This is a genomic window from Pseudoalteromonas obscura, from assembly GCF_030135505.1.
Lineage (GTDB): Bacteria > Pseudomonadota > Gammaproteobacteria > Enterobacterales > Alteromonadaceae > Pseudoalteromonas > Pseudoalteromonas obscura.
Genome location: NZ_JASJUT010000007.1, coordinates 154,716 through 181,180, shown reverse-complemented (window position 1 = coordinate 181,180; position 26,465 = coordinate 154,716). Strand labels below are relative to the sequence as shown.

Annotated in this window: 19 protein-coding genes; 9 read left to right on the top strand and 10 right to left on the bottom strand. The window is 40.1% G+C overall.

Annotated features, from left to right (window positions below):
• Positions 1 to 97 precede the first annotated feature (97 nt).
• Positions 98 to 1,237: a Na/Pi symporter gene (locus QNM18_RS16730; RefSeq protein ID WP_211008846.1), complete on the bottom strand. Its 1,140-nt coding sequence runs from the start codon at positions 1,235 to 1,237 to the stop codon at positions 98 to 100.
• 401 nt (positions 1,238 to 1,638) lie between these two features.
• Between QNM18_RS16730 and QNM18_RS16725 the strand changes: the two genes are divergently transcribed.
• From QNM18_RS16725 to QNM18_RS16705, 5 genes are all read left to right on the top strand, one after another.
• Positions 1,639 to 3,543 carry a sensor histidine kinase gene (locus tag QNM18_RS16725; protein ID WP_284137861.1) on the top strand — a complete coding sequence of 635 codons (1,905 nt, stop codon included), beginning with the start codon at positions 1,639 to 1,641 and terminating at the stop codon, positions 3,541 to 3,543.
• Between the two features lie 81 nt (positions 3,544 to 3,624).
• Positions 3,625 to 4,128 carry a YcgN family cysteine cluster protein gene (locus tag QNM18_RS16720; protein WP_211008844.1) on the top strand — a complete coding sequence of 168 codons (504 nt, stop codon included), beginning with the start codon at positions 3,625 to 3,627 and terminating at the stop codon, positions 4,126 to 4,128.
• Positions 4,129 to 5,279: 1,151 nt separating this feature from the next.
• Positions 5,280 to 8,345 carry a hypothetical protein gene (locus QNM18_RS16715; protein ID WP_284137860.1) on the top strand — a complete coding sequence of 1,022 codons (3,066 nt, stop codon included), beginning with the start codon at positions 5,280 to 5,282 and terminating at the stop codon, positions 8,343 to 8,345.
• Positions 8,342 to 12,562: a DUF637 domain-containing protein gene (locus tag QNM18_RS16710; protein WP_284137859.1), complete on the top strand. Its 4,221-nt coding sequence runs from the start codon at positions 8,342 to 8,344 to the stop codon at positions 12,560 to 12,562. Before QNM18_RS16715 ends, QNM18_RS16710 begins: the two co-directional genes overlap by 4 nt.
• Positions 12,562 to 13,464 (top strand): hypothetical protein, encoded by a 903-nt coding sequence (locus tag QNM18_RS16705; RefSeq protein ID WP_284137858.1) that lies wholly within the window; start codon positions 12,562 to 12,564, stop codon positions 13,462 to 13,464. The genes QNM18_RS16710 and QNM18_RS16705 overlap by 1 nt, the downstream gene beginning before the upstream one ends.
• A gap of 141 nt (positions 13,465 to 13,605) precedes the next feature.
• On the opposite strand, the gene QNM18_RS16700 is transcribed toward QNM18_RS16705, so the two are convergent.
• The 5 genes from QNM18_RS16700 to minC form a co-directional block, all read right to left on the bottom strand.
• Positions 13,606 to 15,249: a LamG domain-containing protein gene (locus QNM18_RS16700; RefSeq protein ID WP_284137857.1), complete on the bottom strand. Its 1,644-nt coding sequence runs from the start codon at positions 15,247 to 15,249 to the stop codon at positions 13,606 to 13,608.
• Positions 15,250 to 15,420: 171 nt separating this feature from the next.
• Positions 15,421 to 15,897 (bottom strand): PLAT/LH2 domain-containing protein, encoded by a 477-nt coding sequence (locus tag QNM18_RS16695; protein ID WP_284137856.1) that lies wholly within the window; start codon positions 15,895 to 15,897, stop codon positions 15,421 to 15,423.
• 1,104 nt (positions 15,898 to 17,001) lie between these two features.
• Positions 17,002 to 17,265, bottom strand: a complete 264-nt coding sequence (minE, locus tag QNM18_RS16690) for a cell division topological specificity factor MinE (protein WP_023399188.1) — start codon at positions 17,263 to 17,265, stop codon at positions 17,002 to 17,004.
• A gap of 1 nt (position 17,266) precedes the next feature.
• Positions 17,267 to 18,076, bottom strand: a complete 810-nt coding sequence (minD, locus tag QNM18_RS16685; protein WP_023399187.1) for a septum site-determining protein MinD — start codon at positions 18,074 to 18,076, stop codon at positions 17,267 to 17,269.
• Between the two features lie 5 nt (positions 18,077 to 18,081).
• Positions 18,082 to 18,783 carry a septum site-determining protein MinC gene (minC, locus tag QNM18_RS16680; protein ID WP_211008838.1) on the bottom strand — a complete coding sequence of 234 codons (702 nt, stop codon included), beginning with the start codon at positions 18,781 to 18,783 and terminating at the stop codon, positions 18,082 to 18,084.
• Positions 18,784 to 18,929: 146 nt separating this feature from the next.
• On the opposite strand from minC, the gene QNM18_RS16675 reads away from it, so the two are divergent.
• Both QNM18_RS16675 and QNM18_RS16670 read left to right on the top strand, forming a co-directional pair.
• Complete coding sequence (locus QNM18_RS16675) at positions 18,930 to 19,211, top strand: YcgL domain-containing protein (RefSeq protein ID WP_211008837.1); 282 nt, start codon at positions 18,930 to 18,932, stop codon at positions 19,209 to 19,211.
• Positions 19,192 to 20,220: a lytic murein transglycosylase gene (locus QNM18_RS16670; protein ID WP_211008836.1), complete on the top strand. Its 1,029-nt coding sequence runs from the start codon at positions 19,192 to 19,194 to the stop codon at positions 20,218 to 20,220. The genes QNM18_RS16675 and QNM18_RS16670 overlap by 20 nt, the downstream gene beginning before the upstream one ends.
• A gap of 59 nt (positions 20,221 to 20,279) precedes the next feature.
• On the opposite strand, the gene QNM18_RS16665 is transcribed toward QNM18_RS16670, so the two are convergent.
• From QNM18_RS16665 to QNM18_RS16650, 4 genes are all read right to left on the bottom strand, one after another.
• Positions 20,280 to 21,281, bottom strand: a complete 1,002-nt coding sequence (locus QNM18_RS16665) for a cytochrome d ubiquinol oxidase subunit II (protein WP_284137855.1) — start codon at positions 21,279 to 21,281, stop codon at positions 20,280 to 20,282.
• Entirely contained in the window at positions 21,274 to 22,620 is a 1,347-nt protein-coding gene (locus QNM18_RS16660; protein WP_211008834.1) for a cytochrome ubiquinol oxidase subunit I, read from the bottom strand. Before QNM18_RS16660 ends, QNM18_RS16665 begins: the two co-directional genes overlap by 8 nt.
• 16 nt (positions 22,621 to 22,636) lie before the next feature.
• Complete coding sequence (locus QNM18_RS16655) at positions 22,637 to 23,182, bottom strand: GbsR/MarR family transcriptional regulator (protein ID WP_023399180.1); 546 nt, start codon at positions 23,180 to 23,182, stop codon at positions 22,637 to 22,639.
• A gap of 380 nt (positions 23,183 to 23,562) precedes the next feature.
• A complete protein-coding gene (locus QNM18_RS16650; protein WP_284137854.1) occupies positions 23,563 to 24,156 on the bottom strand; it encodes a carboxymuconolactone decarboxylase family protein in 594 nt (197 codons plus the stop codon).
• Positions 24,157 to 24,221: 65 nt separating this feature from the next.
• On the opposite strand from QNM18_RS16650, the gene QNM18_RS16645 reads away from it, so the two are divergent.
• Positions 24,222 to 24,830, top strand: coding sequence for a MarR family winged helix-turn-helix transcriptional regulator (locus QNM18_RS16645; protein ID WP_211008833.1), 609 nt, complete (start codon positions 24,222 to 24,224; stop codon positions 24,828 to 24,830).
• A gap of 80 nt (positions 24,831 to 24,910) precedes the next feature.
• A complete protein-coding gene (locus tag QNM18_RS16640) occupies positions 24,911 to 26,440 on the top strand; it encodes a cytochrome-c peroxidase (RefSeq protein WP_284137853.1) in 1,530 nt (509 codons plus the stop codon).
• Positions 26,441 to 26,465 lie beyond the last annotated feature (25 nt).

Below are 26,465 nucleotides of genomic sequence, written 5' to 3'. Positions count from 1 at the left end.
AACAGTTATATTGTGACAATGCTTTATTGCAATAGTATGAACAAAGCCTCGGCGACTTTGTAAAAGTCTAGCCGAGGCAAAAGTGAGCTCGTGATAATTAACGAACAGCCAGCATAATTAGGCCTGGTACCACGAAGAAGGAACCAAGTACATAGCCAAATGCTGCAGTTTTATTCCTAGCACCAACTTCAGCAAGCTTTTCAGCACACTTAATTGGAATTTCACGAAGTAGTGGAAGACCGTAGATAAGGCCTACTGCAAACACATTAAACATGACGTGCACAAGCGCAACTGTTAGAGCAACTTCACCTGCAGGGCCAGTGATAGATGTCGCTGCGAGTAATGCAGTAATCGTTGTGCCGATGTTAGCACCTAGGGTGAAAGGGTAAATTTGGCGTGTAGTGAAAACACCGCTACCTGCTAGAGGGATCATTAAGCTTGTCGTTGTTGATGAAGACTGAACCATAACGGTAACTACTGCACCTGAGCTGATCCCTGCAACCGGACCACGGCCAATTGCACCATGTAACAAGTCTTTTGCTTTACCTACCAACGCTTGCTTAAGAAGCTTTCCTAGTGTTGTTACAGCAAATAAGATTAACGCAATACCAATAACAACCATTGCAATACCTGCGGCCTTGCCGTCAAGGAAACTTACACCATCTTTAACAATACCAACTGCTGGTTTCACTAAAGGCTTAATAAAGTTATAGCTCTTGATTGATAAGTCCGCGTCGCCAACAAAAAGGTGTGCCAAACTTGCAGAAAACTTTTCTAACAAGCCAAACATGATTTCCAATGGTAAGAAAATGGCAACCGCAAATAAGTTAAAGAAGTCATGTACTGTTGAGGCCGCAAATGCACGTTGAAACTCTTCTTTTGAGCGAATATGACCAATTGATACAAGTGTATTTGTGATCGTAGTACCAATGTTCGCACCCATAATCATCGGAATCGCGATTTGCAGTGGCAAACCACCAGCAACTAGACCGACTATTACAGACGTAACAGTAGAAGAAGATTGGACAAGGGCCGTAGCAAGTGCACCTAATAAAAGCGCAACAAATGGGTTAGTAGCAAAAGCGAAAATTTCTTTCGCACCTTCAGAACCGCCGGAAGCAAGTTTAAAACCACCACTGACTGTACCTACTGCAACTAGCACTAAATAAACAAGAAATGCTATCGCACCCCAGGTTAGTAACTTTGATGGTAATGACTTTTGGCTATATTCACTCATTGATTTATCTCATTTTGTCAATGCCATTTTTTATGGCATTTTGATGACGTTTTTGTTTCAGGACGCATTTAAACAAAGAAATATGACAGAAATATTTCAGTCACGATAATTGTACCTAGAAACGATTACCAATTAATGTCCGTCATCAAACAATTTGCTATAAATGGAACAGCTCAATTTGCTATATAGCTGTTTTGACGTATTTTTATCAGATTTTGTTGTGTTACAATCATTTACATTAGAAGTTTTGCTAAACAACAATCATTCTCAGCCTCCATATTTGCTACATGATTGAGGGTTAGCATTGTTGAAAAAGGTAAAGAGAATAAGTAATGCGCTGTTTTTTGCTGATAATGCTGTGTTTTTTTTGTACAACCATACAAGCTAGCCCTCTTTCAGATATGAAATCGAGCAGTGTTACTAAACGCACTCAAGTCTTACCGTTAAATCATGAGGCTATGTTTTTTTTCGATTATGACGATAAATTTCGCAGCGCTTTTGATTTTGAACATCACACTAACAGCTTTCGACCACTCAACGAGATAAACAAAAAGCCCAAGATGGGAATATATTCTAAGTGGGCATATATAAAACTAAACAATTCGAGTGACCAAAAAAATTGGATGATGTCGTTTGGCTTTCCTCGTCTGGCAAAACTATCCGTTTATAAAAAAACACCATACGGTTGGCAGGATTTATTAAACCTAGATGAATCAGACCCTTTCAGTAAAAGGCCGATCCAAGACCCTCAGATGTATATTCCGCTAGAGCTGGATTTTGGCGAAAACATTTACCTTATTGAATATCAGACTTTTGCCAATGCGCCAGCCAACATAAGAGTCCATACGCCTGAGAACTTTCTTAAAGAATCCCATAAAAGCCTAATCACCAATGCCAGTCTGACCGGTGTAATCGCCGCAATTTTGCTCATCGTATTAGTCAATTTGTTTTTCAATAGAAATAGCACAAACGTATATTACGCAGCTTGGACATTCTTATTCTTTCTAATTGTTGTGGATACAGCGGGCTTCAGCTTCCAATACTTTTGGCCCGAACACAATGCGTTTTCAGGTCAGTTTTCGATTTTCTTAATGGCCACTGTGCCACTCTTTCACCTTTTATTTGTAAGAGGCTTTTTACAACTCAAGCACTACCACCCAACGCTTAATAAAGTCTATTGTGTTTTTATATGCTTATACGCGATGTTAGTGCCAACAGCGCTGATTATTAATAGTGTGTATTTTAATCTCATTCTTAGTACTGTTGTAATACCTGTATTTGTATACACCTGCACCTGGAGTTCGAAACAAAAAGGCCCAGGTATGCGAACCTTCACCTTTAGTTTGATTAATCACTTATTGTTTCTGAATATTTTCACAATAGTTGGTGCTAGCTACGGAAACTTAATCGATGTTTTCGACATTACATCCTTTATCAAAATTGGTTACTTAATCGAAGTTTTATTATTTACCATTGCCCTTGCGCTTCAGCATAAGTCTTTACAATCTAGACTTCTCAGTCAGTTACAGCATCAGGTTCATGCTTTAAACCAAACCGTTAATACAAAGCATCAAGAAGTGAACGACAAAGAAGTTCAACTTAAAGAAAAAGAAGAAAAGCTGTTCACTGATCTTTCTCACGAGCTTAGGACACCATTAACTGTAATGAAGATTCAAGTTGAGTCCCTGCAATACAATATCGTCGAGAACGTCCAAGATTCTTATAATAAGCTAATGACTAAAATCGATGAGCTAAACACTTTCATTGATCAGTTAATGCTCGTGACAGACGACAAAGATATTGCTTCTTTGTTAAATAAAGTGCCAACCAACGCCAGAGTTTATGTCAACGAAGTTTTTCAAACCTGTCTCAGTGAAGGAGACCCAAAAACTTCTAAGTTTTCAATTACCAATAAATTAAGTGATACAGTATCCATCACTTTGGACAAGCAAACGATACAAAATGCGGTATGTGAAGTCGTTAAAAATGCATTGCGATTTGGTGGTGAAGGGGTAGAAATATCTCTCAATACGCATGTACACAATGATAACTTAATAATTCGAATCGAAGACTCAGGTATGCCGTTGTCATATGAAGCGCATCAACAATTGTTTCAACCTTTATTTAGAGAAGAGGTATCTAGAAGTACACTTATGGGTGGTAAAGGAATGGGATTAGCGGTGTGCAAAAAGATAGTCGAATCCCATAATGGAAAGATTGAATCTCATAACAGCCTACTCGGTGGCCTGTGTATTGAAATCTCATTACCGATGGACTCAAGAGCAACGACCGTGTTATCTCAATAGATTAGCCGTAGCGCATTTTACTCTTTGCGCTATAACTTACTATACAGTAGAATCCTTCGTTCAATTTTTTGGGCGTTAAATATGAGCAGTATACAGTTTTGGGAAGCTAAGTCTTTAGCTGATATGTCCCCTCAGGAGTGGGAGTCAATTTGCGACGGGTGTGGAAAGTGTTGTCTTCATTCATTTATTAACAGCGATGAAGAAGAAGAGCATTTTGAAAGCACAGACGTACTCAGAGAGGGAGAAGAGCTGTTATATACAAATGTCATTTGCCAATACAGCGATATTAAAACTGGTGGCTGCACACGCTATAGCGAGCGACAGACATTGGTGCCCACCTGCGTTCAATTAACTAAAGACAATCTTAAAGATATTTTCTTCATGCCCCAATCATGCAGCTATAGAAGGCTTTACGAGGGGAGGGGCCTTGCATCATGGCACCCACTCAGGAATAACGGCTCCAAAAAGCTAATGCATGACCTAGGCGTCAGTATTCAAAATAAAGTGGTAAAAGAGACAGAAGTAGATTTAGAAGAAGATTTCGAAGAGCATATCGTAGAATGGCCTGAGCACGATTGTGATTAAACCGTATAACCTTTTTATTGGTTAGTCGCTAGTTTGTTTATCTAGCACACTGAGCACGCAACCTCGCTGTGTTCAGTGAAAAATACGTATTTCAATCAACCTCTACGTCATTTCTTCCTCGGACCAAATCAATTTTTTCAATTTTATCTCCCTGTTTAACCACCTGTTTTTCTCTAAAACATTGAACAAAAAAAGCCAAAAAGCAAAGATGCTTCAAACATATTTGTTACTAAATTAAAATAAAAATCAAACATTTATGCTTTTCACCTTTTGGATATAGCCAGTATTAAAAGTATCTTGCTGCAAACCTCATAAACCCATATTACATTGGCTTAGTGTGTTTTTTTCAACCACACCCTATAGGCGTTGTGCGCAATCTCAACAAATTCATGATAATGCAATATTGCCTAATATTATCACCATTAATATATCGGATTAAAAAATGCTCACACAAGTCAACATCCAACTCTGCGAAGTTTCTTACTATATCAAACAAAGTCAAGTTACTAACATCTCAGCCAAGAGAAAACCCCGAAAAAATCAACTACAATCAACACCTTAAAGTTATTCACAAGAATAAATGCTAAAAGCTTCCAACAGTGAACAGACAAGAATGAATTTTAGCCCCTCCAGTATTAACAGCTTCACCTCTACCCGAGAATAGTCGATTTTAGCAAAGTACACCTAATAAAATTACCTATTAATTAAAGTTACAAGCATAGTATATAAAATAATTAATTTTCTATAGATTAACGCACACTTTATTAAATGTTTAATTATTTCACACCAAAACCAACCAAATTAACATTTGGCGTTGTTTTGGGATACTTTGATGTAATACCATTTCAAAGTTAATTGACCAATCTGGCTATAAACAACTGGGAATAAAGCTTTCTACAGTGCATATAATCAAGTCAAAAACAATTTAACTTTTATGACTTGAATCGTATGAATTTTTGAAATTAGCTGTAATACCTAATGTTATATCCATTTTTAATAAGACTTGAATTTGTATTCATGTAATAAAAAGCACATGCCAACTTTGAGTTTATTTATGAATATTGATCCATTAACAACTCCTTTTTATCGAGACACTGTTTTAACTTCTCAGTAGAAACAAATAAATAATAACTAATATAGTACGAGGTCAAATGAAACTACTAAAGTCCGTTTTATTGTTTTTGATTCTCAGTCAGTCGTGGAATTCATCCGCTTCTACGATAACACTGACAAATGCAAAAACTTCTCCCAACTATTTAAGTGGGGATGTCGATAAATTTATCGTGACAGAACCAAACAGTCACGGCATATCATACAATCGCCTTAAAAATTTCAACATCACGCGTCCTTTGTTAATGCTTGATCACAACTCATTACCGGGAATAACGCCAAAAAATCAGCTAAAAACAGTTGTGATACACGCAGACACAATTAGCTTGAACAGTGCGCTTTCTTTTGTGTCTGGCGATATTTCTGCAAATATCATATTCATCGTTAGCTCAGCAAATGGGGCCATTTCATGTACTAGCTGCTCGTTTAACGGATACCCACGGATCACACTTGCTGCGTCCACTAACTCCACCGGTCTATCTTCAAGTATGAGTAGTGTAGGCAATTTGACAAATACATCAGGCGGACAAGTTTCGTTAAATAACTTAAGTGCTCCTGATGCCGTATCCATTGAAACACACGCAAAAACAATTAGCACAGCAGGCAATATTCACTCTGTTTTTAGAGCACAAAAACAGGGTACCAATCACGTTGTCAGCGATTCAGGGTTAATTGGCGTTAATGGAGGTTTTAGCTTTTTTACAGGACCACTCACAGTCAATTACAATAACCATGAAGTTGTAGATGCCGATGAAACTGTCAGCTCAGTAAACTCTTTCAGTGGCAATATTCACGGTGCAGGTATTGCAATTGTCAGTGCTCGACCTGTCACAATTGCAAAAGGCACAAAATTATCAACACAATCTGATTTAATGGCATCGGGACATGTCGGTGATGATTTCTTCGTACCTACAGGCAACATAGATATTGTTACCACTAGTAAAAAGAGTAACCATGGCAAAGTCATTAATGCGGGCACATTATTATCTGATACTGGTGCAAATATTCTCAGTGGTGAGCACTTTGAGAACGCAGGAATGATTGCCAGTCATAATTCAGAAATATCAATTAAAGGCACGTTAAAAAATACTGGTTATATTGAAGTCGCAGGGAACCTAGAGGTAGGCTCAAAAATACTTGATAACCGCCGAGCACTCAATGCAACCAATTTAAAGGTATATGCTGAAGATGCTATTTTCAATCACTTAGGTGGTCGTATATTAGGTAATGTTGTCACTCTTGATACCAGCTATTTCATCAATGGTTCACGTCAAGAAGTCGCACCGAGTATTGCTAAAAAATCCGACCTAACTATTCAAAGTGACCTATCAGACGCCGCAGATTACGGTATTTACAACAGCAACGGATACAGCACGCCATCATCTGCTGTCAGTGAACTTTCAGCCCATATCTCTGCTTCTGAATTGTCAATTAATGCGGCTCAAGTCGAGAACATCAACCCATACTATAGAGTTCGTCGCTCAGTCGAGATATGGGATGATAAAGTAGAACTGAACTATGCCAAATCACGACGTGTGAGCATCACAGCGCAAAACTCTATTAATATTTATGCGAGTAAGTATTTGCTAAACAGCAGCTCTATATTAGGTTTGGACAACTCAGGAACCTTTACAATAAATACCCCTGTAATGCAGAACGAGCGATATAGAGTAGACACCAAAGGTTATATTTTTGCTCGCAAAGAACAAAATAGTACTGAAGAAAAACACATTACACATGGGACCGAGTTAGAAACTCACATAGACGCGTTATCTCCTATGGCTATTTTATATAGCTTTGGCAGATTTGATTATTCGCCTTTAACTAGCACGTCATCAACTGTGTTCAATAACTTAATGAGCTTCATGCAGATTCATGGCCGCTCAAATTTCTATAACACCAATTTTGCTTCAATAGCGATTGTGGCTTCTTCAGAAACCAATGCTGGTACCTCTGTAAAATGTATTGTCACAGGTTGCGGCAATGAGAATTACCAAGACAACTACACACAAACTACATTCACCTCTTTCTTAGATGATGTTGACGGCTTGAGCTCAGAAATATTAGTTGAAACCCAAGTTAAAGTGGAAGATTTCTTACAAAAAAGTATCGACGATTATATTGCAGCATACACAAAGAAAGAGCAGGACGCTTTTGTTAACGCTGGAAACTTATTAACCACTAAATTCGGCAAAATGTTCTTCTACAACACTCGTGTAGACAAATATGATCACGGCGACATTTTGGTCATCACTATCTATAAATGCCGCTTGGTATTAGATGGAGAAGATTTCTATGATAAGCGCTGTTTTCCATCTGACCACTCAGCGGGGGTTACAAATATAGCAGCAGAGGCTGCGAAAGATGGTATCGTACCGGGAACAGAACAGACCGACGCACAAATTAAAGAAATGATCGCCATATACCAAGGTAATTTCAATGGTGCGGGTTCGGTACAACAGAGGTTTTATCACAACCCAAGTGAACCTGATTTAAGAACAGTTAATGGGTATTGGGGCAATTCATTTCCAAATAGCCGATACGATATAGCTCAAAATAGCAGCGGTAATATTGAAATTACATTCCGTTACTATAACCGTTTCTTTCACGACTTAGCGCGCACTCAATTTGTGACAGACGTTGTTAGCTATAACCCAAATCAACTCCACTCTAAAACAGTGCTTTACTCTACGTTTAAAAACGCTAAGCCAAAAACACCAGTTATTAGAGACATTGGCTACAACCAAAACACGGGTGCAGTTACTTTCAGCTGGTCGCCAGTATTGGTTCCAAATACTACTTATGAAATTGATTCGTCACTTGGCAGTGCAACCTCCACAGGCCTAAACCGAACTTTCTCAAAACGCAGTGACGGCACAATCCGATATAGAGTACGTGCTTGTACGCAATACAATGGCAATAAGTACTGCGGGAGTTACAGCGCGAACAAGACCAAAACTGTTGATTACGTCGGCGGCGGCAACGGTGGCGGAGGCGGCGGAGGTCCAATTGAGCCACCACCGTGTGAAGGCTGCTCTATTCACACACTACCAATCCAGTCAGCTGCTTCGTCAGGTAGTAATGAACAAGGAGGCAATTTAAAATGAATGCGCCTATGGATACAATGAAGCGTTCTTTATGGCACAGAGCCACTAGCTACGTTTTAACTTTATTTATGATGTTGCAGCTTACTATTCCTAGTGTTGCTGCGGCGATGACAAGTGCATCAAATGGACTCTTTCAGCAGGAATTATCTGCTGAGCAATTGTTTGCTCGCTCTGCGATACAAACATATTTGTATGAGCGCTCGAAGTATATTCCAAAACCACCAGGGAATTACGCAAACCAGACAATAGAAGAATTTCACTCTGTATTGCAGTCAAGCTACTTGCATCGTGTACCTAGTGAAATCGCTATTGATTGGATCCCGATAGCTGGCAATATCACTTTTTTTGTTCCTCAAGAAAGGACAATCTATCCACTAAACAAACTCGTTGGCGATAGCTTTGTTCAGCGCAAACTTATCGGTTCGCAAATCAAGCGCTTGATTGGTCGTACTTATTACAAAACTACGTTTACCAGCGAGCAGGCTCAAATCAGCCAGTTATATGCGAACGCAAAAACTGTTGCCAGTAAGAGTACTTTTAAATACCGGTTTGGCGATACGTTACCCGAGGGTATCGCCGATACGATGAAGGCGGACTTTATCTGGCCAGAACGTCGCTCAATAGGAGGTGAATACGTATTAGTGCCAGTTGTTCACCTACAAAAGGCTACCGTAGAAGACCGTGATACTGACGGTCAACATACTGTAGAGTTTAGAAAATCTAATGCAACTTTCAAATCAGCTCAGATCACCAATGCCGATATTAAATTGCAGCGCGATACTGTATTTACCACTATCAACGACTTGGTCATCGGTTCTAAATCAAGTATCAGCATCGACAATTCCGCGTCTCGTATTTATGCGGGTGTGAGCTTTTTACCTGACGCTTCAGGTAAAGTTCAAGGCGTAGCGACAGGAACCTTATACAACTATGGGCAGATAAACTCTGAACGGAACGTCGACATAGTCGCGGGCAATTATGTGCAAAAGACCTTTGTACATAGATTTAAAACAGTGCATGGTTACTCTGACTATTTAGGCTCTATCGCCTCTATAAATGCTGGTGGCAGTATTTCAATTAAAACGTACGGCGACATGGAGTTTGCTGGTGCAACTGCGAATGCCAATGGTGGGAGTATTACACTTTCAGCTGACGGTAATATCATGATCGGTGCAGTCAAACTACAAAACGCAGCGAGCTTTAAAATTAGAGGTGGCCACAAGACAAAAAACGGCACTAACTATATTCAGTCTATGTTGACTGCAAAAGATAATATTAGTCTCTATGCGTCCGGTATTATCGAAATAATTGCTTCTGAGTTGCATGCAGACAAAGGCGTAATCGAAATTCTGTCTGACAACGGTATATACATTCTCAATGAATTTGATGAATACTCTGGCACCATGGACAGGAAGTGGGGTAAAACCACTGAGACTGAACAAGAATTTGAGACAATTGCAATCCGCTCTGTGTTAGACGCAGGCAAGGGCATCGTAATCAGTTCTGAATATGGTGACATCACATTAAAAGCTACCAAAATCACGTCAACTCAAGGCGCTGAAATAGATGCTTACAACGGAAAAGTGCATTTACTTCTGGCGAAACAGCAAGATCATTACTTCTACAACAAAGTGAAAAAAGGTTTCTGGAAAATAAAGACAGAAACTAAGCAAGATACAGTTGATACAGCCATATACAATGACATTATCGGCGGAGTTCGTGTTAATGCCACTGCTGGACTTACCTTAGAATTAGGTCAATACCAGGGCGAGTCGATTGCCGATGTCGTAAATGGATTAAGCTCTACCAAGAGCCTCTCTTGGATGGCTGATATATACAACGATCCGAAATACGCTTGTCCTCCCCAGGCTTCGGTGACCACACCAGACGGTTTCTCTGATTATGCCTATGCAGCAATAGAGGCTGACCCTGACTTTAAACAGTGCAACAGCTTGCTTGATGTGGTTTATACGAAACTTGAGAAAGTCCACAAACACGAAAAAACAAGCAACTTAAGTCCGGCAGCAATGGCGATTATTGCAATCGCGGTATCGGTCGCAATGGGTCCTGCTGGCGCAAATTGGATTGGAGCGGAAGGTGCGATTGCACAAGCTGTTGGCCAAGGCACTTTTTCTGCCGCAGCACTTTCAGCGGGCGCAGCAACACTTGCGACTCAAGCTGCGACGAGTATTGCCAACGGTGAAGGGATAGATGGCGCTATCAAATCCATCACCGAAAGTGATAACCTTCGATCTTTGGCTATCTCTATGGTAACTGCGGGTCTTCTGCAAGAACTAGAGGGCATTAAATTCTTTGATAAAATTTTGCCAGACGCTGCTATAGCCAACGCCGATGAATTGATTTCTATAGGTAATCAAGCCGCTCAAGTTGTCGTGTCTTCAGCCGTTAGAGCAGGGGTAGAGACGCTTATAAGTGGAAAATCTCTTGATACGTTAGGCAATGCGTTCGTTAATTCACTCAAACTTCAAGCTATAAATGAAGTTGGTAAGGGGATTGCGCAGAATATTGAGAAAAGTAGTTTCAATGAAGCAATGAAGTATATTGCACATGCTGCTACGGGTTGCCTTTTAGCCTCAGTTCAATCAACTTCAGGTAGTAAATCGCAAGATTGTGCTGCTGGCGCTTCTGGTTCAGTTGCGGCTAAGTTTGTCGCCAGTCAATATGATCCTCAAGTAGATAAGCTCACTAAAGAAGGTGAAGATGTAGCTGCTTGGCTGCAAAAGCATGTCGGCGTAGATGCGGCCGGTATGTCTGAAGAAGAAATCAAGTACTACTATGAAAACAAAACAATCAGCCCATCAGAGCTCTATCATTGGACGCGACTTCGTGAGGCAATATCTGAACTCAATACACTACAAGCCCAGAGTGCAGATATAACTAGACTAATCGCTGGACTGTCTGCATTTGTTGCTAAAGGCACAGCCAATGCGATTAACTCTGCTGCTAACAACGGACAAGCTATTTCTCAAGGTTCTACTTTTAGAACAATGAGCCTTGAGTATAGAAGGGCGGTTGTACTCCTTGGCGCTCTAGAAGAATACGAACTACTGCAAGCTGCATTTTTAGAAACTTATACTGTTGGTGATTTGCTTAAGGATGGCGTTAAACTTCCTTCTGCATTTGATGATATTACGCTGGCCAATACTGAAATTTCAGGCGCTGAGGCTACACTCCTGCATGATATTGCTGTAATGGAAATCCTTTCTACAGGCACACCTGTACAAAAAGCCAAACTTGTAGAAGAGTATGGCACGGTCGTAGCTACATCTTTTAACAACCTTGATAGTGAGATAATACATTTTAACTGGAAAGAGTTCGGACAGATGGCTGCCGCAGCTGGTGCAGTAAATGCGTTCATCGAAATGAAGTTAACGATTGACGCTTCAAATATGAACGAAGTAAAAGGTATCGATGCTATTAGAGAGATATTCCAACATCGCTGGAATAGATATGTTGAGTACTTACCTCTCATTGAAGCTTTGGAAGAGTTTGGTGCTGCAGCTTTAATAGCCAAGCTTGGTACTAAAGTCGTAAAAGAAGCCTTAAAGCGCACAAGTAGAGAAGGAATTGTCCGAAGGTTTATACATAGAGAAGAGAAAAACTTTGTTCGAGAGTTAGTTGATGACGCAGAGTACTTGCTTAAGCATGGCGATGGCCAAACGCCGCTTGTCAAGAACAGAACCGCGATCGCTAAAGCTTTTATACCAGGTTCAACGGTCAACACTAAAACCGAAGCATTCTTCAATTTTACTGGTAAAGCTTCAGGGTTAAATAGAATAGTTTTACCAGATGGTAGTAATGGTATTAAGTGGGGCTCAGAGCCTCAAACACTGATTATTACAGATCATAATGCATATATGAAGCTCTTGAAAAAGAACTTCTACAAACAGGACGTCGAACCACTGCACCCTGTTTTAGAAACTGAAATAAGGCGTTATTTACAACACGCTCAAAAGCATGGAATTGCAATACCGTCAGGCAATGCAGCTGCCCCAGCATTGCACGCTGAGGTTAGGGCTGCAAACGCTATATTGCACAAATACCCACATATGGACCCCAAAAACTTTAGAATAGCCACCGTTAAACTAAAGGGTGACGATGCAGGAAAGCCATTTAAAGCCTGCCTAAACTGTACTGGTATTCTTGATAGGTTTAAAATACTTACAGGAGAAACAAAAGCAACAGGGGCACCATAATGTCATATTACGCGCCTATGGTTGTGTTGTCTGAGGCTCTATTGCTTAAAGACGACCGCGTTTATTATAGTGGAGTGTCCTTTTCGGGCATTGCACTATCTACGGAAAAGGGAGTTGTTACTCGCTTTCAATCGTATACCGAAGGGGAAACGAGTGAAGAACACCAATTTCCATATCAACAGTCGCCGTCCATGGGGATACTTGATGATTTATTGGATGAATATTGGGAGAGCTATCGAGTTTTAGAGTTTCAGGGCAAACCCTATACAGGTTATGTTTTTGTACCTGGACCTAATAGCCTAATCAGTGATATTGAGTGTTATGTTGATGGCAAAGCCGAGGAAGGTTGTTGTCAACACTTTAGCGACTCAAATGCATATTCTGATTTAGTTGTTAACAAAGGTAATATGCAACACACTTATTCTTGGAATTCCCCAGATAAGTTAAGTTCATACCGCATATCTACAATGGAGCGCCTAACTAGCATCGAAAAGGCAGGATCAATTAACGTGTATTTTTCTGGACCTGAGAATACCCTAAGTACCATAAATATTTGCGGTCGAGGCTACCAATTATTTGGTCTTAAGGAGCGTACTAGTGGCGAATTGTTTTACCTTGCAGATCTTCCTAGTTTAGAGCAACACATGGGGACTGGACCGCTGAGTATTGAGCTTTTCAATGTTCCTCCGGAAGATTTAGGGCAAATTTGTAAACAGGTAAGTGAATGGTCAATTGATGAATTTAACATTTCTGATATGACTAGAGATTGCCTTAACACGCTATCACAGCACCAAATGCCAAAGGTAAAAGAGCTTGTAGCATACAATCTAATTGATATTACTGAGGCGGAACTTATCGAATTTAAAGAACAGTATTTTCCTGATGCTAACTTGAAGTGTTAACAACATGAAAAGTTAGGGAGCGTGAAAGTACACATGCTCTTTTCAATTCTTAGGCCTTACCAAATTAGTAGGGCCTATTATTTTGCATTGCTCAAGCTAGAACCTAGAGGCTGCTGGGCTATTTTACTCTTTTTTCGAACACTAATTAGTACCGGTGTTGTGATCATCCCAAGCCAAAATTGACACTTGTTGAATTAATCCATCAAAGAAAAAGCGCGCACCTTTTGCCGCAGAAGGTTCTGGATCTGCGCCAATCAGAATATCTTCATTATGTATCGTTACGGTACCGTTGTAGCTATCAACATGTCCAGATTGTCGATTATCTATCCACAAGTAAACACCGCCATTCCCGTCATAAGCGCCTATTAGAAAGTACGCGTCGGTTAAGTTAAGCTTTGAATTGGCACCCGAGATCCCTGTATTGTTTATATCGTAGCTCTTGTAGCGATAAGCGCCATTAACGTGAACACCGAACCTTATTTTCACTTGGCTCCCTTGTTTGACCAACTCTAGAGCGAAGCCTCCAGATTGTGATTTATTTACAATTGCCATTGTACCCTCAGGCAGATTATTCAACTTATCAAAGTTGACATTCGCTGTGACTAAAAAACCTTCACCCTGGGCATTATTCCTGTTCCCAAGTGACAAAGCACGAGATGATAAGCCCTGATTGCTTCTGAAGTCGAGCGAGCACGAAAATCTATCTTCTCCTGCTGAGTCAAACCATAGCGCAGGCGTACCATAACTGCTTGGCGTAGCCGGTATATTGACTAATTCATTTACTGTATTCTTGCCGCCAAGATAATTGTAAGAATAAGACACCTGACTATCCGATTGAGATTGGCAGCCTGCGGCATTTAGATAAGCAATTTGGTTTTTTTCTTCTATCACGTCTCGAGTAAGATCAACTCGATATTCAGTGGTAATTTGGTCAACTTCGTTTCTAAGCGCGGCCGTCATAGCATCACCAAAGCGCGCGGGAATCGTAAAAATACCGACATCCAATCCTAGTGATTTTGAGTAACGAGTTGCACTCAATAGGTCTTTCATTTGATAATTAAATTCTGCGATATGAAAGTTATTGTCAGCGACTTGTTTCTTAATTTGTTGTTGAAGTGCTTTAATCGAGCCTGCACCTCCCCAGTTTCTATCAATGTATAGAACAGAAAAGCGTACATGGTTTCGAATTGACGCGTAACGGTGGTTAGTGATGAGTTCATTTTGAATTTTTGTCAAATAACCTAGCTTGTTTTGAAATGCACGGAAGTACACAGGCCGATGGGACGCAGCGTATTCAGGGTATTTAAGCAGTGTATCTAAGAATTTGGTCGTAAAGTTTTGCTCGTCTTCGGCTGTGATCCTAGTGATCTCAATAAATAAAGAAGCCTTAGACCGTTTTAGAATCGAATTGCTTAAAATTCCTTCCAAACTTGGCTGTGAGCTCTTGCATAAATTGGCTTCAACACCTTCGTGGCTAACGCATATGTTTGGAGAGTTATTTGTATTGTATGCAAGATCAAGCTCAATTAAATTGGCGCCATTACTTAATGCTTTATTAATTTTTGAATTTGCCTGCCCCAAATTATAAATCTGGTTCCCCGGCCCGTTATAACAGTTATGACAAGACACGGCGACCTTGTTTCCAAGTGGCGTAGTTGCTAGATCTGGTATTGCAGTAAAGCTGGACGCCACAGCGCGAAAGCCAAATACTAGAGAAAATACAGAAAGTAAAAAAATCAGGGTATTGATGAAGCGCAATTTAAATTTAGTTTGGTTTATTGCCATTATTTTATATCTTATTTTTGTGTAAAAAATAATTTTAATACATCACAAAATTTATACCAATAGACAACAACCAAAAACCCAAGACAATTTCATTATAATAAAATTTACAATAAAGAATAACAGCTTGGTATATAACCAAACTGTTATTCATGTTTTTAGTAATTTCGTTGTTTAACGCATTCTTCGTGTAGAGATTAACCCTACAGACTTGGAGATCCACCTATTAAACCGAGCAGTTGCTACTTCACCGGTACACGTATCTTCTATGGTCACTCTATCAAGGTGCCAGCCATGCTTGTCTCCAGAACCATCACTTTTTATTGTCAGCGCAGTATTAGCCAATGAGCCATTGTTTCTGAGAAAGACATAAAAATCATTCACCGCGCCTTGTTCAAAATCATCTCTTCCAGAAACATCTAAACGAGCCCAATTAGAGCTTGTGCCTCCGCCCCAGTTTATTTGCATGTGTATTCTTGAGTCTGTACCAGCTCTATAAATATCTGAAGTATGGACATTTACGATATATTCAGCTTCTCTTCCCTGACAGAAAGACGCTCTTTCGTATGCTTTCCCGTCGTCACCATTACCGAATTTCAATACGTATTCTTGGATATAAGCCTCTTCGTCTATAACTCCGTTTCTTAACATACTTTCTTCAAATGAAGATATGCTATCCGAGATTTTAGTGCCCTGGAAAAGCTCTTCCTGCTCTTTAGCAAAAGAACTAGTAGTTGAAAATAATCCAGCAAGTATAATTGATGTAACAATGTGTTTTACCATTTTAAATTTCCTTATTATTTAAAATCAAAACTAACCACCTAACAGTGATTAAAAATACATTAAAGAAATATGACAATCAAAACAACCAGTGAAAACACATAAAAAATCAAAAAAATTTCAATTTGGTGAATAAACAAGCGATGCAAAAATACAAAGGGACAGAGCAAACCTATGATTTAATGGTCAAAATAAAATACAAAGATAAAAATTAAGTTAGATTTATTCCAATACGCAGAAATATATATTTTTAAATAAAATATTTTTTTAGAAAAACCTTAATTTAAATCAATCACAACTGTCTTCAATAGTACTCATGTGCAACTTCAACTTTTACAAAAAAAGCCCATAATGGCCTAATGTAAAGGGCGCACATTATGCTCTAGAGCATATCAGCAGATGATGTCATTCAGGATGGAGAATCAACAACATTGCGTATTTTGAAACGAACGTTAAGTGCCAATTAATTAAAATCTATAATTATTATCCAAAAAGGAGGAGATTACACGTTCAAAAGCTTAGTGAAGCATTAACGAACGACCTTGTGATTATAATTAAGAAAGTAAAATCACCTTTAATTTTAAGTCTTTTATCAGACACGCTATTTTCTATTCAGCTATGGGTGAGTATTTTATGGAAAACTGACGACAAATAACATCCGATGAACAACAATAGGAAGTGTATTCATATCAAACACAATGCGGTTAATCAAAGTTCTTAAAAAAGTGCTAACAAGTTAAACTTTTGCAGCATAGGATAAGCCGATACTGGGCTTCTAAAGATGAGATAGTCGCTTATTACAATAGGGGTTAATTCACTGCTTGTTCTAATATGAAAACCTAGGATTTTCACTGACAGTGTCAAAAAATAGTAAATATAAAAAAACCTGAATCCAATGAGCTCGAATTCAGGTCTTAAAACTCGCTTATAGAAGCTAGATTGCTTTAACAAGTTACCTTAGTTTCAAGGCTTTAGTTACTTACTTTCATCTTCAGGTAATGTAACGTTTAATTCCAATACAGCTAGATCGTCTTCATTTTGCTCAAACTGAACGTTCACTGCATCTGAGTCTACTTTAACGTATTTACTGATCACCTCTAAAATATCCTGCTTTAACTGTGGCAGGTAATCAGGGGTGCCACGCTTAGAGCGTTCGTGTGCAACAATTATTTGCAAACGCTCTTTGGCTAGCGAAGCGCTGTTCTTTTTTTCTGAACGGAAATAATCTAATAGAGACAAATTAACCTCCGAATATTCTTTTCAGTAAACCTTTCTTTTCGACATTAAGGAATCTAAAGTCGATAATTTCACCTAGCAGCCTTTCAATTGCATCGCTATATGCTTGGCCCGCATCAGATTCACTGTCTAAAATGACTGGTTGTCCTGAGTTAGAAGCATTTAACACTGATTTAGACTCAGGAATCACACCAAGCAAGTCAATCGCCAGTATTTCTTGCACATCTTCCACTGACAACATTTCACCAGTAGACACTCGCTCAGGATTATAACGAGTCAACAAAAGGTGTTCTTTTACTGGCTGTTCACCTTGCTCTGCGCGCTTTGACTTACTTTGCAATATGCCAAGTATCCTGTCTGAATCTCTCACAGATGACACTTCAGGGTTCGTTGTGACGATCGCTTCATCTGCGAAATATAAGGCCATCATTGCACCAGCTTCAATACCAGCAGGGGAGTCACAAATGATAAAGTCAAATTCTTCTTTTAGTTCTTCTAGGACTTTTTCAACCCCTTCACGAGTCAAAGCATCCTTATCGCGAGTCTGAGATGCAGGAAGAATGAAAAGCTTTTCTACTCGCTTATCTTTGATAAGCGCTTGGTTTAGGTTTGCTTCGCCGTTGATTACATTTACAAAATCATAAACAACGCGGCGCTCACAACCCATTATTAAGTCAAGGTTTCGTAGGCCAATATCAAAATCGATGATGGCTGTTTTATAGCCTTTCAGTGCTAGCCCCGTACCTATTGCTGCACTCGATGTAGTTTTACCTACGCCACCTTTACCGGAAGTTACGACAATAATTTTTGCCATTAGATTTATCCTTTGACCAATGCTGTTAATTCTAAAGATTCGTTTGTTTGGGTTATCTGACATGGATTACCCCAAAATTCTCCTTGCAGAGAATCGCTTATCCAGTAACTGCCATTTACAGATACTAGTTCAGCTTCTAATTTTTGACAGTAAATACTCGCCGAATCATTGCCTTGCGCTCCAGCAATAGCGCGTCCGCGCAATGTTCCATAGATATGAATATTTCCATCAGCAATAACTTCAGCGCCGTGACTCACTGCGCCGATGATGATTAAGTCTCGATCTTTTGCATATATTTGTTGACCAGACCTAACCGTTCCATTGACAACTTGCGCTGGCACATAGACATGCTTTTCAACGACTTCTGTTTTTGCGTTAGATGCAACAGTCGGCGCAACATCTTTGGTGTAGTTTAGAACTGACATACCAATAGACTTAGCCGTTTCGTTCTGTTCCTCGCTGCCGTTGCAAATTCCAACTGGATTAAGTGACAACTCACTTAAAATAGACTTTAAATCTGAGAGTACCAAAGGTTCACTTTGAACTTCTGCAAGATTAATGACAATAGGTGCACCTTTGAAAAACTTAGGCGCTTGAGAAATTTTTTCACTTAACTGTGCTTTAACAACACTTAAGTCAGCGTTTAAAAGTTGTAACACCGACAAAGTGAAAAGGTTCCCCTTAAGTTCAAAAGATTGTGTAGACATAAGCGCTCAAATATAACTGCGTACTCTTTACTAAATCTTATTTTGACCCCGTACTGTGTACGTTTGAGAGCAGCAAAACTTTCCAATTATTGTATATGTCATGGTATAGTGCTGCTCTAAGATAAGCAAGAATTTATAGGGTTATAATGCTAAGTGCAGTATACAAAAGTAGTAAAAAAGCCGACACCTACCTTTTTATTGAAAAAAGAGACGATTTCAGCAAAGTTCCAGAGCCTTTAATGAACACTTTTGGCACCCCATTATTTGTAATGTTAGTTGATCTTGCTAAAAGAGAAAAACTTGGTGTTGCAGATTTGAGCCTTGTTAAGGAACAATTAACTGAACAAGGGTTTTACTTACAAATTCCACCACCTGAAGAAAACCTTCTAGACGAATTTAAAAAACGAAATGGAGCAAAGAGTGACTAAGACATTCAAAGTAATACTTACATCTCTGTGTTTTTCGGCTTCTGTGAATGCAACTACAGAAGCTGATTTTGATAAATACGTACAAAAACTAAAATCAGAAGCCATCGCAAAAGGTTATGAACAATCTTTAGTAGAATCGGCGTTTGCAACAGCAAAATTCAAAAAGAAAGTAATCAAAGCAGACAAAACTCAACCAGAAATTGTCGAGACGCTTGAAACATATTTGCCAAAACGCGTTCCTGATTGGAAAATCAAACGTGCAAGAAAACTGTATAAAGAAAACAAAGAACTTCTAGATCAAATTGAAAGAGATTTTGGCGTACAAGGGCGTTTTATTATCGCTCTTTGGGGCCTTGAAAGTAGTTTCGGACGAGTTCAAGGCGGTTATCCAGTTATAAGTTCACTTGTTACCCTCGCATTTGACGGCAGACGAGAAGCATTATACAAACGCCAACTTTGGGCCGCACTGGACATTTTGCGCGATGGTCACATTGGCTTAGATAAGTTTAAAGGTTCATGGGCAGGTGCAATGGGTCAAACCCAATTTATGCCGACCTCGTTCAACTCTTACGCTGTTGACTACAACAAAGATGGCCGCAAGGACATTTGGACAACTAAAGAAGATGCCTTTGCCTCTATTGCAAATTACCTAAAAAGTGTTGGATGGAATAATAATTTGACTTGGGGCCGTCAAGTCAAGTTACCTGAAGGGTTTTCTGAAAACTATGTGCTACAACGTGGCACCCGAAATCACAGCCAATGGCTTGAATTTTTCAAGAACTCTGAACGCTCTTTATCCGATTGGCAATCACTCGGCATCAGACGCACAGATGGTACCGACTTACCCAACGTAAATATTAGCGCTGCGCTTGTAATGCCTGATGATATAAATGGCAGAATGTACTTAGCTTATGATAATTACAAGGCATTGATGAATTGGAACAGAAGCTACTACTTCGTAACAAGCGTTGGATACCTCTCCGATAGAATTGGCTATCCAAAGATTTAAATTTATTTGAAAAAAAGCAGCTTTAAAAGCTGCTTTTTAGTTGGGCTGATATAGCGACATTAATAATAAGAAAGCGCCTCTGTTTTTCCCCAAAACACCCTGTAAGAAAAAATTGTGTAGCCGATGATTGCTGGAACCACAAGCACCACACCATACAACATGAATGTCAAAGCAGAAGCATCCGCTAACGATTCATAAATTGTCAATTGATTTGGAACCACGTAGGGGTAAAAACTATATAACAGGCCAAAAAAGCACAGCAGAAATATGAAAGTTGTGATCGCGAATGGCTTCCAACTGCCACCTATCGATTGTTGCATTTTGTAGTTTGCCAGCAACCTATCTTGATAGATAAATAGCGCAATACAAGCAAAAGGCACTGGCAATAGTAACGTCGATAGCTCATCGCCAAACCATTTATCTGCAACAAAGTCATTGATAAGGGGATTTATAATTGAAACAGCTACCACCCCTAATAATGCAACCAAATTGAATTTTCTACACCACCCAACCGCTTTTGCTTGCAAACTATCTGTGGTTTTCATTACAAGCCATGCGGAGCCAATTAAACCATATGCCGAGACAACCCCAATGCCACTAAGTATTGCAAACGCATAGCTTTCGAGGCTTGAATCAAAAGACATCACGTATAACCCAAGCATAAACCCTTGCGAAAATGACGTTATAACACTCCCTAGCTTAAAACTAATGTCCCATGCATCCTGATACTTTGTTTTTGCTTTTGCCCTAAAGTCAAAAGCAACGCCTCTCAAGATCAAACCTAGCAACATAAGCGCAACCGGTAGATACAGCGCTTGCAAAATAACTGAGTGAGCCAACGGGAAGGCAATTAATGCCAAGCCTACAGCTAAAACTAACCATGTTTCATTTGCATCCCAAAAAGGGCCGATTGATGCAATCATGGTGTCTGCTTGTTCTTTGTTATCAGGCGGTAGCAAAATACCAACTCCGAGGTCGTAACCGTCGAGTATTGCATACACCAAAATCGCCAATGCCATTAAGGCACCATAAAACTGCGCCAAAAACTCCGTACTAAGCATGTTGTTCTCCTCGCATTGGTGGATTAAGCTCGTATTCCTCGACCTCAACGGCTTTATCGGCGGTATAAAATAAGGTCTTGATGTAGGCTGCGAGTAATAGTGCATAAATACAAATGTAACCAATCAGGGTGTATAACACATGCTCTGAGGGAACTTGTGTCACCAATTCATCTATTTTTACTAAGCCTTGAACCATGTAGGGCTGTCGACCGATCTCGGTAACATACCACCCAGCGAGTGTGGCAACCCAACCAGAAAACGTCATTACAACCAATGCTTTTAGTTGCCAGCGAGGCAGATCTCCTGTTTTAAACAAGGTAAATCTTGCGACAACTGAAATCAGGATCATAAGCAAACCCAACCCAACCATAACTCTAAAACCATAAAAAACGGGTTTAACAGGCGGGTGCGCGCCTTTAAACTCATTCAAGCCTTTAATTTCACCATCTAGTTCATGAGTGAGTATCAAACTTGCTAGATTCGGAATTGCAAGCTCAAAGTGATTTGACCGAGTCTCTTCATCGGGAATAGCAAATAATAGGAGTGGTGCTCCTTTTTCGGTCTCCCAAACACCTTCCATCGCGGCAACTTTTTGTGGTTGGTGCTCAAATGTGTTTAATCCGTGAAGATCCCCTACAAATGCCTGCAACGGAGTTAAAATGACAGCGACCGTAAGCGCAACTTTTAAGGTTAACTTTGGCGCATGTTTGTGGTCGTCCTTCAGTAGACGATAAGCGCTTATTCCAGCCACCAAAAACGACGCTGTGATCCCGGATGCAAGTAACATATGGGACAAACGGTAACCAAAAGACGGATTAAAAATGATGGCAAACCAATCTTTTGGATAAAAAACACCATCAATAATTTCGTAACCAACTGGTGTTTGCATCCAGCTGTTTAAAGAGAGAATCCAAAATGCAGATATTGAAGTGCCAATAGCAACTACAATGGTGGAAAACGTGTGAACAGCAGGGCTGACACGCTTCATACCAAATAACATAACTCCCAGAAATGTCGCTTCCATAAAGAAAGCAGTCAGAACTTCATATCCCAACAAGGGGCCAGCAATATTGCCTATTCGTTCCATAAAACCTGGCCAGTTAGTGCCAAATTGGAACGACATGGTGATACCACTTACCACACCAAGTGCAAAGGTTAGCGCGAATATTTTCACCCAAAACCGATAAGCCCGGAGCCAAACGGGCTGGTTTGTTTGAACATATCTGACTTTAAAAAAAACCAAAAACCAAGCAAGCGCTATGGATATGGTCGGGAAAAGTATATGGAAGCTTATATTTGTCGCGAACTGAATTCGCGACAGCAATAAGGTATCAAGCATGACACACCTCTGTTATTTACGACTTTTTCAATAACTTGTCCTTGAGGTCGATCACCTTACTTACCGATGAACCAAGTTTCATCAATGATTGCAATTGTTCAGGTGTCAACCTCTGCAATTCCGCCGACCATTTCGTTACTGTTTCTAACAGGTCATGGATGGATTGCATTTGCTCCTGAGCGTACTTTTCCTCTGGCGTATTAGCGGTATCAAGTATTTGGTCACGTAATAACGTCAGAGTAGGGTCTATTTCTCGCTTACGTCGTTCTTCGAACACTTTGTTAGCAAGGTCCCATATTGTACCGTTCGGCGCATAATATTCTTTTCTATCGCCGGGGATATGTTGAACTTTTACTAGCTGCCATGATTGCAACTCTTTGATCCCCATACTGACATTGCCTCGGGAAATCTTTAAGGCTTCTGCGATTTGATTCGCAGTTAGCGGGTGCTCATTGATAACGAGTAACCCCACCATTTGCCCAATGGTTCTGTTAAATCCCCAACGACTGCCCATTTCACCGCAATGGAGCACGAAGTTTTCGATTTTTGGTGATAAATTCATAATTCTAAACATTCAGTAATTATTGAAAGTTAAATATACAGAGGTAATTGACTCAGATCAACTGAAGTTTCACTTTTTTCTGAAACTTCACAAATAGTTTATACAATAAACTTGGATAATCGAGTTAGTACCTAAAGCCAGACTGTAATCTAGTCGCTTTTCACGTATTTGTATATTGCCTGATGGAAATCTTTTAAAAGTTTCGATAAATAATGAAACTTCGCACTTGATTTGCGCATTTAGTAGCCACATTATTGTAGCCTCCAAATGGTTACCCTTTGACATTGCTCTACGACGGCGATGAATGCACCATGCGACTTGAAAATAAAAAGGCTTGATCATATGAAAAAGCCTTTGGTAGTTGAGATGTAAAGGTAGGTTTAAGACTGATGTTTTCCAACTTCCCAGTTGTTTTGTTTTAATAAAGTCTCGCCAGCGTCAATTGCTCCTGACTCTAATGTAGTACCCATAGAGTCGTTCCAACGATTAAGGTAGCCAAATAGAGATATCACACCGAGTAGCTCAACAATTTCGCCATCATCCCAGTATTTTCTCAGTTCTGTTTGAATAGGTTCATCAACGGCATTAGGTACACTCGAAGCAGCCAACGCAAATTCAAATGCAGCCTTTTCACCATCTGTAAATGCGTCTGACTCTCTAAACTGCCAAATTTGAGCCAATCTAGAGTCCGTACCACCATATCGCTGTGCAGCTAAAATTGTATGCGCTTCACAATAGCGGCAACCGGTATTTGCACTTGTAATATAACCAACTAGCCTTTTAAGCTCAGATGTCACGCGCCCATGGTTTTCCATAACTGCTTTATTTAAGTTTATGAATGCGCGTGCAATTGCAGGTCGAATTTGCATCGTGAGTACACTATTAGGGCAAAAGCCTAGTGTTTCATTAAAGAATTTCGCAAGTTCAGTTACTTCCTGATCGTGGTCTTGAGATAAAGGGGTAACTAAAGGCATAATCAGCTCCTGTTAAATTTATTATTTGTTGCATATGCAACATAACATACTCCTGGAGAAACTAGTTGTCTAGTGATATTTCATATAAAAATGCATTAAAAAACAGATTGGAAAGCTTCGCGCAAGGCGACAATAGACAAATACTGTCTCTAGAAAACCATATTCCGTTTCAAGTTGCTGTCGTCAGTAACCTACTTTCTATATCCAGAGATCCGATAATTCGTAGTCTGACTGATTTGGATACGAGGGAACTGCGCATACTGGTTAATATCGGATCATATGGCCCAATTACTGCATCAGACATCGCATACCAAACGAGGCTGGATCCTTATTCAACAACAAGGGCTATCGCAGCGCTAATTAAAAAAGGGCTCGCTCAATATGTACAGGGGCAAGAGCAAACCCGCAGTAAACCGGTCGAACTATCAGAAGAAGGTCGGTGTATATACGCAAAGGTCACAGCTCACCTACAAAATCGAGAAGAAAAATTACTCGAAACATTGACGCCAGATGAGCAAAGTACGCTGAGGCAGCTGCTACAGAAGTTAGAAATTAATGCAGAAGCAGTACTCGCTAAAGAGGTGCAACATTGTGAGTCTGTCGGTGACTCAGTCACACGTGATCACAAAGAAATTGTAAGGTGGCACAGTCGCACAACCAAAAAAGATACGTAACAACATAAATCTGTTTCGGTAACATACTTTTTGCACATTTGATGAACAAGCTAGTTATTACATCATCAAGGGGCGAAAATATGAAATATAAAAACCGAATAGGCCTGGGTGCGTTAATCTTTTTAAACGTATCCAGTTTTCAATTACAAGCAAAACCCAGCCATGAACCGCATAGACCGAAAAAAGGGCATGCAAAGCAGTTGGTTCAAATCCAAACAGCGGTTGATATTCAATTGCAAGAGATCGTAGCTGGACAAAACCTGAGCTCGACGATCCCCGAACTATCCGCGTTGCCGCATATATCAGAGCCAATTCCGCAACTCGGTATGAAGCTTTTCTTCAGCAAAGCGCTCGGTGCAGAGAAGACTGTGGCATGCGCTAGTTGTCACCACCCGAGACTGGGCGGAGCTGATGGACTATCTTTACCGATTGGTACCAACGCCATCAATCCAGATATCATCGGCCCACTTAGATTAACCTCTGATACAATAAATATTCCGAGAAACTCGCCGACTATTTTCAATGTTGGACTCGCTAATTCGAGTTTATTTTGGGATGGGCGAGTGCAACGTATAAACACTACGGATACCTCTGGAAACGAGATCTCAGGAATAACAACACCAGACTCCGGTTTTGGTATTATTGATGAGCGAGTAGGCAATGACCTTGTCGGAGCTTTGTCACGCTTCCCAGTGACCTCTAGAGAGGAAATGCGCGGTCAGGCTTTTCCAAATGCGCTCGATAACCAATCTGTTAGAGAACACCTCGCCCAACGCATAGGTAACTATGGCGAGCTAGCTAATGAACTCGATAAGAATGAATGGCTCAAGGAGTTTAGACAGGCATTTAATAGCAATGACGCTTCACAGTCCTTAATTACATTCGACAGTATTGCGTTTGCACTTGGACAATATCAAGCATCTGTAAACCTAGTAAACTCTCCATGGCATGATTATTTGCGTGGAAACCAAAATGCGATGACCCAAGCACAAAAGCGCGGCGCAGCGCTATTTTTTACGCAAATCAGTGATGGAGGTGCGGGGTGCGTAAATTGCCATGGTGGCACCCGATTTAGCAATGATGGTTTTTTCAACCTTGCATTTCCTCAGTTTGGTATTGGTTTAAACGAACACAATTCAGATGAAGGGCGGTTCTTAATTGATTCTGAGCAGAGGAATATGTTTGCGTTTAGAGTACCTAGCTTGCTAAACGTCGAGCTAACAGCCCCGTATGGACATTCAGGCGCTTACGAAACACTCGAAGAAGTTGTTGCACACTACGTTGACCCACAAAGTGCAATTAGTGGTTTTTTTGAAAAGGGCGGAGCTTGTGGCCTGCGACAATTCACTCAAGATCAACATTGCCAGTCACTCAACAATAATGCGCTGGAAAATAGCCAAACCGCACTAAATCTATTGCAATTATCTCCATTTGTCGCGCCACCGTTGAATACAAACCAACAAGCAGATCTCGTCGCATTTTTAAAAGCACTCACCGACAAATGTGCCAAAGACTCACGCTGTATTAGAAGATTCGAGCCAAGCCCTAGAACACCCGATCCAGATAATCTAAGGCTCAAGGTCCAAAATATAATATTAGGACGTACGTAACAAAAGGTGGCTTAGCCACCTTCTA

Bases quoted from the DNA above. Each gene is read 5' to 3' on its own strand.
- QNM18_RS16705 (WP_284137858.1), top strand. From the start codon at position 12,562: ATGTCATATTACGCGCCTATGGTTGTGTTGTCTGAGGCTCTATTGCTT.
- QNM18_RS16715 (WP_284137860.1), top strand. From the start codon at position 5,280: ATGAAACTACTAAAGTCCGTTTTATTGTTTTTGATTCTCAGTCAGTCG.
- minC (WP_211008838.1), bottom strand. From the start codon at position 18,783: ATGTCTACACAATCTTTTGAACTTAAGGGGAACCTTTTCACTTTGTCG.
- QNM18_RS16730 (WP_211008846.1), bottom strand. From the start codon at position 1,237: ATGAGTGAATATAGCCAAAAGTCATTACCATCAAAGTTACTAACCTGG.
- QNM18_RS16720 (WP_211008844.1), top strand. From the start codon at position 3,625: ATGAGCAGTATACAGTTTTGGGAAGCTAAGTCTTTAGCTGATATGTCC.
- QNM18_RS16640 (WP_284137853.1), top strand. From the start codon at position 24,911: ATGAAATATAAAAACCGAATAGGCCTGGGTGCGTTAATCTTTTTAAAC.
- QNM18_RS16670 (WP_211008836.1), top strand. From the start codon at position 19,192: ATGGAGCAAAGAGTGACTAAGACATTCAAAGTAATACTTACATCTCTG.
- QNM18_RS16695 (WP_284137856.1), bottom strand. From the start codon at position 15,897: ATGTTAAGAAACGGAGTTATAGACGAAGAGGCTTATATCCAAGAATAC.
- QNM18_RS16710 (WP_284137859.1), top strand. From the start codon at position 8,342: ATGAATGCGCCTATGGATACAATGAAGCGTTCTTTATGGCACAGAGCC.
- QNM18_RS16700 (WP_284137857.1), bottom strand. From the start codon at position 15,249: ATGGCAATAAACCAAACTAAATTTAAATTGCGCTTCATCAATACCCTG.
- QNM18_RS16725 (WP_284137861.1), top strand. From the start codon at position 1,639: ATGAAATCGAGCAGTGTTACTAAACGCACTCAAGTCTTACCGTTAAAT.
- QNM18_RS16660 (WP_211008834.1), bottom strand. From the start codon at position 22,620: ATGCTTGATACCTTATTGCTGTCGCGAATTCAGTTCGCGACAAATATA.
- QNM18_RS16650 (WP_284137854.1), bottom strand. From the start codon at position 24,156: ATGCCTTTAGTTACCCCTTTATCTCAAGACCACGATCAGGAAGTAACT.
- QNM18_RS16665 (WP_284137855.1), bottom strand. From the start codon at position 21,281: ATGCTTAGTACGGAGTTTTTGGCGCAGTTTTATGGTGCCTTAATGGCA.
- QNM18_RS16655 (WP_023399180.1), bottom strand. From the start codon at position 23,182: ATGAATTTATCACCAAAAATCGAAAACTTCGTGCTCCATTGCGGTGAA.
- QNM18_RS16675 (WP_211008837.1), top strand. From the start codon at position 18,930: ATGCTAAGTGCAGTATACAAAAGTAGTAAAAAAGCCGACACCTACCTT.
- minD (WP_023399187.1), bottom strand. From the start codon at position 18,076: ATGGCAAAAATTATTGTCGTAACTTCCGGTAAAGGTGGCGTAGGTAAA.